The sequence below is a fragment of the Bradyrhizobium sp. 45 genome (genome assembly GCF_023073155.1).
Taxonomy (GTDB): Bacteria; Pseudomonadota; Alphaproteobacteria; order Rhizobiales; family Xanthobacteraceae; genus Bradyrhizobium; species Bradyrhizobium canariense_D.
In genome coordinates this window covers 1-686 of sequence record NZ_JADPIX010000045.1, presented here as the reverse complement: position 1 = coordinate 686, position 686 = coordinate 1, and the positions used below count along the sequence as shown (strand labels likewise).

Annotated in this window: 1 pseudogene; it reads left to right on the top strand. The window is 58.9% G+C overall.

Annotated features, from left to right (window positions below):
• Positions 1-673: pseudogene (locus tag IVB42_RS06330) on the top strand (IS5 family transposase); the annotation flags it as partial.
• Between the last annotated feature and the right edge of the window lie 13 nt (positions 674-686).

Here is a 686-nt window from a genome sequence, read left to right as displayed (position 1 = left end):
AAGACGATCGACGCATTATCAGCGGTATCATTCACATGCTCCAGTGCGGCGCACGCTGGCGCGATTGCCCGTCCGACTATGGCCCTTACACGACGATCTACAATCGGTTCAATCGCTGGGCTAAGCGCGGACATTGGCAGGCGATCTTTGAAGCGCTCGCCCGCTGCGGCAAGGACCGAGTGGCTTTGTCGATCGACTCCACCTCGATCAAAGCGCATCGCTCGGCGAGCGGCGGAAAAGGGGGGAGTGTGAACAGGCGATCGGCCGCTCGCGCGGTGGGCGGACCACGAAAATCCACGCGCTGAGCGACCCTGATTGCAAACCTTGCGCATTTCATCTCACTCCGGGACAAGCCGCAGACATTGCCGCAGGGCCGGCCCTTTTGAAGCTCGCGCCGCCCATGTCTTCCCTCATTGGGGACAAAGGCTACGATGGCGACGGCTTTCGCGCCGAAATCGTCAATCGCGGCGCGAAACCCGTCATTCCAAACAAATCCAACCGGGTAACCCTCCACAGCTTCAGCAAGCGCCTCTATAAAGGGCGCAATGTTATCGAGCGCTGTTTCTGCCGGCTCAAGGATTTCAGGCGTGTTGCTACTCGCTACGACAAACTTGCCAGAAACTTCTTGGCCGCCGTCCACCTCGCCGCTCTCGTCGCTTATTGGATCAATTGAGTCTGAACCCTAG